The sequence below is a fragment of the Vibrio sp. V08_P9A1T1 genome (assembly GCF_963874405.1).
Classification (GTDB): Bacteria; Pseudomonadota; Gammaproteobacteria; order Enterobacterales; family Vibrionaceae; genus Vibrio; species Vibrio anguillarum.
In genome coordinates, this window is record NZ_CAWNIB010000081.1 from 1 (window position 1) to 7,150 (window position 7,150).

Annotated in this window: 8 protein-coding genes; 2 read left to right on the forward strand and 6 right to left on the reverse strand. The window is 47.9% G+C overall.

The window, feature by feature from the left end; genetic code table 11:
* Positions 1-36 precede the first annotated feature (36 nt).
* A complete protein-coding gene (locus tag AACT21_RS04285; protein ID WP_017047243.1) occupies positions 37-1,197 on the forward strand; it encodes an MFS transporter in 1,161 nt (386 codons plus the stop codon).
* Positions 1,198-1,213: 16 nt separating this feature from the next.
* On the opposite strand, the gene AACT21_RS04290 is transcribed toward AACT21_RS04285, so the two are convergent.
* Positions 1,214-1,618: a nitrous oxide-stimulated promoter family protein gene (locus AACT21_RS04290; RefSeq protein ID WP_214652525.1), complete on the reverse strand. Its 405-nt coding sequence runs from the start codon at positions 1,616-1,618 to the stop codon at positions 1,214-1,216.
* Between the two features lie 97 nt (positions 1,619-1,715).
* Here AACT21_RS04290 and AACT21_RS04295 point away from each other — a divergent pair, with 97 nt between their 5' ends.
* A complete protein-coding gene (locus tag AACT21_RS04295) occupies positions 1,716-1,916 on the forward strand; it encodes a DUF2986 domain-containing protein (protein ID WP_064626251.1) in 201 nt (66 codons plus the stop codon).
* Here AACT21_RS04295 and AACT21_RS04300 read toward each other — a convergent pair.
* The 5 genes from AACT21_RS04300 to nirB form a co-directional block, all read right to left on the reverse strand.
* Complete coding sequence (locus AACT21_RS04300) at positions 1,905-2,378, reverse strand: LabA-like NYN domain-containing protein (RefSeq protein ID WP_010319683.1); 474 nt, start codon at positions 2,376-2,378, stop codon at positions 1,905-1,907. The two genes, AACT21_RS04295 and AACT21_RS04300, sit on opposite strands and share 12 nt — an antisense overlap.
* 63 nt (positions 2,379-2,441) lie before the next feature.
* Positions 2,442-3,197 carry a uroporphyrinogen-III C-methyltransferase gene (cobA, locus tag AACT21_RS04305; protein ID WP_017047244.1) on the reverse strand — a complete coding sequence of 252 codons (756 nt, stop codon included), beginning with the start codon at positions 3,195-3,197 and terminating at the stop codon, positions 2,442-2,444.
* Between the two features lie 68 nt (positions 3,198-3,265).
* Positions 3,266-4,078 carry a formate/nitrite transporter family protein gene (locus AACT21_RS04310; protein WP_094163175.1) on the reverse strand — a complete coding sequence of 271 codons (813 nt, stop codon included), beginning with the start codon at positions 4,076-4,078 and terminating at the stop codon, positions 3,266-3,268.
* A 142-nt stretch (positions 4,079-4,220) separates the two neighbouring features.
* Positions 4,221-4,556, reverse strand: a complete 336-nt coding sequence (gene nirD / locus AACT21_RS04315) for a nitrite reductase small subunit NirD (protein ID WP_094163176.1) — start codon at positions 4,554-4,556, stop codon at positions 4,221-4,223.
* 2 nt (positions 4,557-4,558) lie between these two features.
* Positions 4,559-7,147: a nitrite reductase large subunit NirB gene (gene nirB / locus AACT21_RS04320; RefSeq protein ID WP_094163177.1), complete on the reverse strand. Its 2,589-nt coding sequence runs from the start codon at positions 7,145-7,147 to the stop codon at positions 4,559-4,561.
* Between the last annotated feature and the right edge of the window lie 3 nt (positions 7,148-7,150).

The window sequence follows — 7,150 nt, forward strand, 5'->3', positions numbered from 1 at the left end:
AAATATCCCATCAATTCTGGTTTTGAGGCAAAGTCAATGGACAACATCACTGTGAACGCGTCTTCACCTCGCATTTCCGTTCCGGTCATTGCGCTATCGCTTTATGCGATTGCCTCAGGCTATTTAATGAGCCTGATCCCATTGATGTTGCCGCACTACGGGCTTGAAAGCTCATTGGCAAGCTGGCTTGCCAGTGCCTTTTACGCTGGCTTATTGATCGGCGCATTAGTCGTTGAACCTGTTGTCAACCGCGTTGGCCACCGAAACGCTTTTGTATGGTGCTTAGCGCTACTCATGTTAACCATTTTTGCCTTACCTGCTCTGCACTATGCCAGTGCTTGGTTAGTGGCACGTTTTGTTGCTGGTATTGCGGTGGCTGGTGTCTTTGTAGTCGTCGAGTCTTGGCTATTACATGGTGATGAAAAAGGCCGAGCAAAACGCCTTGGTATTTATATGGCGGCGCTTTACGGCGGCACGGCATTGGGCCAATTAGGGATTGGTTATTTAGGCGTATCAGGCGGCGTGCCTTTCATTGCCATCATTACCTTACTATTAATCGCCAGTGTGGTGCTGATTTATGGCGAATCCGACCAACCGTCAACTCAGCATGCCGTCAGCCTATCACTGAAACAGGTACTCAAACTAAACCATGCCGCCTTGCTCGGTTGCGGAGTTTCAGGGCTCACTTTGGGGGCTATCTACGGTCTAATGCCTGTTGAATTGGAACAACGCGGTATCAGCCATACCGATATTGGCAGCTTAATGGCGCTTGTAGTTTTGGGTGGCATGGCGGTGCAACCTATGGTGCCTTGGCTATCAAAGTTTTTGGGCCGAACACTATTAATGGCACTGTTTTGCTTGATTGGCTCTGCGGCGATTACCATAACCTTGTTCGATTCAACGATGATGATATTAGCTGCCAGCTTGTTTTTTTTAGGCATGGCGACGTTTGCCCTGTACCCAATCGCCATCAACTTAGGTTGTGATAAGCTCGATGCCAATTACATTGTCTCAGCGACACAAGTTATGCTGTTTAGCTACAGTATCGGCTCTGTGGTTGGCCCCGTGATCGCTGATTGGTTTATGCAAAGATCGCAAGGCTTAATGGGTTATCTCTTTATTGCTTTACTGGCGACTTGTATTTATATGTTGGCTTCAAGCCTCAAAACCAAACGCCAGTGGGTGGCGGGGAAATAAGTCGCAGCAAAGCGGATCATATTTTATCGCAAGGCGCACGGTTCAATCGTTGATGGCGATTTGATGCATGCGCCTTTGGTTTTTCTGGTAGTGCACGTTTTTCATGCAGTAGATGGCGGATCGCCAATATAGGGTGAGAGAGCAACATTCTTGGCCCTGCGTAACGCATCACCAATCTCATTTGTTCTTTCGGCTCAGGCTTATAGCAATGAATTGGGCAACGGTTACAGGTGGGTTTATGTTGGCCATAAGGACAGCGATCTAAACGTACTTGCGCATATTCCAACAAGGTTTTGCAACACGTACAGAGGCCAGATTGACAGCGATGATGGCGCTGACAATAAATGTTCACCATCGCCTCTACGGTGCGAAACTCACTGAGCTGCTCTCCCGTTAAAAGATCGCTATGCATTTTTTCCATTGCCAATAACTCCCATTGAGATCGCAGATAAAAACAAGTATCCTGCGCCACCTTGTTCCTCATGTACCCAAGACTTTGTGTCAAAGAGCAGACGACTATGAACCGCAAAAAGAAAATTAACCAAACACTGCAAAAGCATCTTAAAAAGAAGCATGCCAAGCTGCACGGCAGCAATAAACCTCGTTATATTTCAAAAGCTGAACGTGAAAAATTAGACGCAGAACAAGCCGCTTCAACCGGCACGGTAGATACTCAACATAGTGAGATTGTGCCTGCTGAAGGTGAGCTACAACAGTAAGTCTTGCTCGATTGGAACAAACTGGCTGGCGACATCAATAAGGCTTTGAGCCGTCAGCCTTGGTACTCCGTACACTTCTACTTTTTTGTTAAAACGCTGTTTAATCCGTTCGACCAATAGCTCGAAATCACCATCTCCTGATACCAGAACAATCACATCCGCTTGCTCTGCCAGCTCAATCGCATCGAGAGTAATACCGACATCCCAATCCCCTTTTGCACTGCCATCACGACGCTGAATGAAGGGCTTAAGCTGAACCTCAAAACCAATACCGCGCAAAATATGGTGGAACTGGCGCTGCTTAGGATCTTGGCTAGCAATCGCATAGGCATTGGCTTTAATCACCTCTCGCCCTTGAGTGGCTACATACCAAAATTGGTTGTAATCAAAATGCTGGCGGTACTTCTCTTTACAGGTGTAATAGACGTTTTGAACGTCGACAAGAATGGCAACTTTTTCCATGAGCTCTCTTCTCAAATAGAAACAAAAACAGCGGCCTGTTCGCCGCTGCTTTGCAAATTGCGCCTAGTATACGCCAAACCACTTCAATTTGTCGTGCAAGCGAGTCACACTGCCGACCACAATCAAGGCTGGGCTTTGTGCTTGTTGCGCTAAAAGGGGTAAATCGTCAAGCGAGCCCGTCAATACTCTCTGTTTATCTGTAGTGCCGCGTTCGATAATCGCGCAAGGCGTTTCTGCGCTCAGGCCAGCATCCAACAAGTTTCGTGTGATATTCGGGCACTGCTTTAACCCCATATAAAAAACCAAGGTTTGATTATCTTGCGCTAAACATCGCCAATTGATCGCTTTACCTTCTTTTTGTAAGTGACCCGTAATGAACTGCACACTTTGCGCGTGATCACGGTGCGTCAGCGGAATCCCCGCGTAAGCCGTGCAGCCTGCTGCTGCCGTGATCCCCGGAACCACTTCATAAGCGATATGATGTTCAGCCAGCGTTTCGAGCTCTTCACCACCTCGGCCAAAAATAAAGGAATCGCCGCCTTTCAAACGGACAACTTTTTTACCTTCTTTGGCTTTATCGACCAGAATTTGGTTGATCTGATCTTGCGGCACACAATGAAAATCCAACTGTTTGCCAACGTAGATCATCTCCGCGCTGCTTGGCGCCAGATCTAAAATCGCTTGCGAAACTAAACGATCATACACCACCACTTGCGCTTGGCTGATCACGCGTAGCCCCTTAACCGTCAGTAGATCGGGATCGCCTGGCCCTGCGCCTACTAAAGAGACAAAACCGCGACTCGTTACACTGCTTACCATGATTACTCTCTACCTTATCGACAAAAGGATATCGTCATTAAGCGAGGTTAAACCTCACTTAACAATGGTTAGCCAAGGTTGCGTTGTGGCAAGGTTTTACCGTGAGTCATGTAAAGGCTTAACCCGGTAAATAACAAGCCGCCCACTAAGTTACCCAATGTGGCCGGAATTTGGTTCCACACCAACCAATCGACGATGGTGAATTTAGCGCCCAACATCATGCCAAGTGGGAACAGGTACATGTTCACTACGGCGTGTTCAAAAACCAAACCGAAGAAAATAAAAATAGGTAGCCACATCGCGACCACTTTGCCGCTGACCGAAGTTGAGGTCATTGCGCCCACCACACCTAGACACACCATCCAGTTACACAAGATGCCTTTCACAAACACGGTGATCCAGCCATTAATACCGTGTTCGGCAAAGCCAAGAGTGCGAGCAGTAGACGCTTTGATAAACGCTTGCCCAACCGAGCTCGGCTCGATACTGAAATTCATGGTGAAGGTTAGCGCCACTAAAAAGGCGACGGCAACGGCACCGATTAAGTTACCTAGCCCAACCAAGCCCCAATTCCGTAGAACGCCCGCTTTGGTTACTCCGGCGCGTTTTTCAAACAAAGCTAAAGGCGCTAAAGCAAAAACACCCGTTAATAAATCAAAGCCCATTAGGTTCAAAATACAAAACCCCACAGGGAAGACCAGTGCGCCAACAATAGGCACTCCGGTTTGCACAGCCGCAGTAATAGCCACAGCGACAGCGATAGCAAGAATTGCCCCCGCCATAATGCCGCGAATCAGGGTATCGCGCGTTGACATGAAGATTTTGCTTTCGCCAGCGTCAATCATTGTTTGCACAAAATCGGCAGGTTTTACATAAGACATAATGGTCCTTATTATCACCAAAGTTAAAATTAAAAAGGGAAATTGAATAGATAAAGGCTCCCAGCCATCGATGCTTCACCAAGAGAACTCGATGAACAAGGAACCTTTTTGCTATTGAATCTCATCGTCTCAAAAGCGGCTGTTAAGCCGCGACTTCGACCACGCCGTCGGTGACTCGCACAGCATAAGCTTTCACGCTAAAGCGTTCATCTTCCATACATTGGCCTGTTATGAGATTGAAACGCTGCTTTTTAAGCGGGCTTGCTACCCAGAACTGCTCTTGATGTTGGCAAATAAAACCGCGTGACAACACATTGGCTCGAGCAAAGGGATCCATATTGCTTATCGCCATCACTTCTTGCGCCTCAGTCGGACGGAAGAGAGCCACTTGCTCACCATTCACCAGTGCACACACACCCGTTCCGGGAACAATGTCATTAATGCCACAGATGGCTTGAAATACTGTGTTATTGGCCATAGTTATTTCTCCAAAACAGGGGTAGAGATTGCTGAATCAGCAAGCGCAATGTGGAATATATCGCCTTTCGCTTCTGGGTGTTTTTCGCTATAAGTCGCAGGACGGTGCTGCTCACGAGCGCTGACGAACACGACGTTCTCATCGCGTAAATCAGAATTAATGAAGTGAGTAAAACGAGTTAATTGCTCAGGATGATTAAGCGTTTCTGTCCATTCACAGCGATAATCAGCAATAAGCTTTGCCACATCTGCTTCGAGTTGATCGTTAATGCCCAACTTATCGTCCACAATCACTTCACGCAGGTAATCAACGCCACCTTCTAGGTTGTCTAGCCACACTGAGGTGCGTTGTAATTTATCGGCTGTGCGAATGTAGAACATCATGAAACGGTCGATGTATTTCAGTAGTGTTGCTTCATCTAAATCAGAGGCCAGCAGATCGGCATGTCGAGGCTTCATACCACCATTACCGCAGACATACATATTCCAACCCGCATCGGTCGCAATCAGGCCTAAATCTTTGCCTTGCGCTTCGGCACATTCGCGGGTGCAACCTGAGACACCAAACTTCATCTTGTGTGGTGTACGGATACCTTTGTAGCGGTTTTCAATCAACACACCCAAACCGACGCTGTCTTGCACACCAAAACGACACCACGTACTACCGACACACGTTTTTGCCATGCGCAGAGCTTTGGCATAGGCTTGGCCTGTCTCGTATCCAGCATCAATCAGTTTGCGCCAAATCTCAGGTAAATCGTCTTTTTGGGCACCAAACAGACCAATGCGCTGCGCGCCCGTCACTTTGGCGTAAAGTTTGTATTCTTGAGCGACATTCGCCAGCACCGCAAGCGCTTGTGGTGTGACTTCACCACCCGCCATGCGTGGGATCACCGAATAAGTACCGTCTTTTTGCATGTTGCCCAAGAAGTTATCATTGGTGTCTTGCAAACTGACCAACGATGGCGAGAGCACATGATCCCCCCAACACGAGGCCAGAATCGAACCAATTGTTGGCTTACAGACTTCGCACCCATAACCGCGTCCATGTTTTGCCAACATCTCATCAAAACGTTTGATACCGTTAATGCGGATCAAATGGAACAGCTCTTGGCGTGAATACGCAAAGTGCTCACAAATGTCGTTTTTGACTTCCACACCCGATTTAGCCAATTCAGCATTCAGAACCGACGTCACTAAAGGCACGCAACCACCACAACCTGTTCCGGCCCCTGTCACCGCTTTAATCGCGCCGAGCGTATGATGACCATCGGCCACGGCTTGGGCAATTTTCGCTTTAGTCACATCAAAACAAGAGCAGATCACCGCAGTATCAGGTAGTGCATCCGCGCCTAATGCCGGTTTTTCAGCGCCAGCATGCGCAGGTAGAATCAAGGTGTCTGGGTGTTTGGGCAGCTCAATATGATTGAGTTTGAGTTGCAGTAAATCGCCGTAATCTGACGTGTCGCCGACTAAAACTGCACCAAGCAGTTTTTTACCATCTTCAGAAACGATAATGCGCTTATAAACTTCATCTTCTTCATTTTGATAGACGTAGCTTTTACAACCCGGAGTTCGTCCATTGGCATCGCCAATCGATCCCACCTTCACACCCAGCAGTTTGAGCTTGGCGCTCATGTCTGCACCACTAAATTGGCTCTCATTGCCCACAAGATGATCAACCGCAACCGTTGCCATTTTGTAACCAGGAGCGACCAGACCGAAAAAAGTTTGATTCCAAGAAGCACATTCGCCAATCGCATAAATATCAGGATCGGATGTTTGGCAGTGATCGTTAATGGCAACCCCACCACGCGGCGCGATGTCTAGACCCATTTCACGAGCTAATTTGTCCTGAGGACGTATCCCTGCGGAAAATACGATGAAGTCAACTTCCAAATCCGAACCGTCGGCAAACTTCATGGTATTACGAGCGGTCTCGCCTTGAGCAACGATCTCTAGCGTATTTTTGCTAGTGTGAACGTGCACCCCCATCCGCTCAATTTTATTACGCAGTTGTAAACCGCCTTGCAAGTCAAGTTGCTCAGCCATTAATACCGGAGCAAACTCAATCACATGGGTTTGTACGCCCAACGCTTTCAGCGCGCCAGCCGCTTCAAGGCCAAGTAAACCACCGCCTATCACTACGCCACTTTTGCTCTTTTTCGCGCACGTTTCGATGGCCTTTAGATCTTCAATGGTGCGATAGACAAAGCAGTCTTTACTTTCATTGCCTTTGATCGGCGGTACAAAGGGATAAGAGCCCGTCGCCAAGACTAATTTGTCATAGCTCACTTCACGGCCAGTATTTGAATAGACCACGCGCTTTTCGCGGTTAATGTTAACCGCCCGCTCGCCCATCAAGACATTAATCGCATGCTTTTGATAGAAACCCGGCTTAACAAGCGAAAGCTCTTCAGCGGTATGGTGTGAAAAGTAGGAAGAAAGATGGACGCGATCGTAGGCAACACGCGGTTCCTCACAAAAAACCGTGACATCAACAGCCGATGCCTCCATTTTTTCGACCAAATCTTCGATATAGCGATGGCCAACCATGCCATTACCGATGACAACCAACTTCATCCTGCTCATATG

Coding starts and splice junctions, on each gene's coding strand:
- cobA (WP_017047244.1), bottom strand. CDS start 3,197: ATGGTAAGCAGTGTAACGAGTCGCGGTTTTGTCTCTTTAGTAGGCGCA.
- AACT21_RS04310 (WP_094163175.1), bottom strand. CDS start 4,078: ATGTCTTATGTAAAACCTGCCGATTTTGTGCAAACAATGATTGACGCT.
- AACT21_RS04285 (WP_017047243.1), top strand. CDS start 37: ATGGACAACATCACTGTGAACGCGTCTTCACCTCGCATTTCCGTTCCG.
- AACT21_RS04290 (WP_214652525.1), bottom strand. CDS start 1,618: ATGGAAAAAATGCATAGCGATCTTTTAACGGGAGAGCAGCTCAGTGAG.
- AACT21_RS04295 (WP_064626251.1), top strand. CDS start 1,716: ATGAACCGCAAAAAGAAAATTAACCAAACACTGCAAAAGCATCTTAAA.
- AACT21_RS04300 (WP_010319683.1), bottom strand. CDS start 2,378: ATGGAAAAAGTTGCCATTCTTGTCGACGTTCAAAACGTCTATTACACC.
- nirD (WP_094163176.1), bottom strand. CDS start 4,556: ATGGCCAATAACACAGTATTTCAAGCCATCTGTGGCATTAATGACATT.
- nirB (WP_094163177.1), bottom strand. CDS start 7,147: ATGAGCAGGATGAAGTTGGTTGTCATCGGTAATGGCATGGTTGGCCAT.